At 73.0% G+C, this 1,002-nt stretch carries 1 protein-coding gene; it reads left to right on the top strand.

What is annotated here, in order from left to right; all coding sequences use genetic code 11:
• Window positions 1–38 precede the first annotated feature (38 nt).
• Window positions 39–1,002, top strand: a 964-nt coding sequence (locus HMPREF3086_RS01170) for an acyl-CoA thioesterase (protein ID WP_070719758.1), incomplete at its 3' end; no start/stop codon positions are given.

The following is a 1,002-nucleotide window of genomic DNA, read 5'->3' on the forward strand; positions in this document are numbered from 1 at the left end:
CCGACGAACTAACGGAGATGCCCACTAGCGTCCGACGAGTGACCACGCTTCACCTCACCGCTCCCGACCACACCGCCTCCCACCAGACCGTGCTGCGGTTCCTGGCCGCCCCGACCGACGTCGGGACGGGTACCCAGGTCCATACCGGCCGCATCCTCGAGTGGATCGACAAGGCCGCCTACGCGCTGGCCGCGGGATGGTCGGGTGGGTACGCCGTCACGGCCTACGTCGGCAACGTCCGTTTCTCCCGCCCGATCGCCTCCGGGGACCTCGTGGAGGTGTCCGCCCGGCTCGTGCACACGGGCACCTCCTCCATGCACATCCAGTGCGACGTCCGCGCCTGCGATCCCGCACGCCCCGGGTACCGGCACTGCGCCGAGTGCCTGGTCGTCTTCATCGCCGTCCGCGACGGCGCGCCCACCCCGGTCCCCGCCTGGCGGCCCGCCTCGAGCCTGGAGATCCACGAGTCCGACGAGGCGGTCATGCGCATCGGGCTGCGCAAGGACATCGAGCGCGCGATGGCGCAGCAGGTCTACTCCGAGGCCGGCACCGCCCCGCGATCGACGCTGCGCCTGCTCGCCGCCCCCTCGGACGTCAACTGGGGAGGCAACGCCCACGGTGGACGGATCATGGCGTGGATCGATGACGCGGCGAACCTGTGCGCGGCCCAGTGGTCGGGTACCCCGTGTACCTCGGTGTACGCGGGCGGGGTGCGCTTCTACCATCCGGTACGGATCGGGGACGTGGTGGAGGTGGAGGCCCGCCTGCTGCACACCGGCCACGAGACCATGCACGTCTCCGTGCACGTGCGCTCCGGGGCGGCCACCTCGTCCGCCCGCACGCTCAGCACGCACTGCCTCACCGTCTGCGCCGCCCTGGGCGCGGACGGGCGCCCCACCCCGGTCGCGCGGTGGTCCCCCGTGTCCGCCGAGGACCACGCCCTGGACGCCCACGCACGCGACCTCGTCCGGCTGCGGGCGCGGGGACGGTCCTCGAGGCGGG

Origin of the sequence: Dietzia sp. HMSC21D01, assembly GCF_001815995.1 — a bacterium.
Lineage (GTDB): Bacteria > Actinomycetota > Actinomycetes > Mycobacteriales > Mycobacteriaceae > Dietzia > Dietzia cinnamea.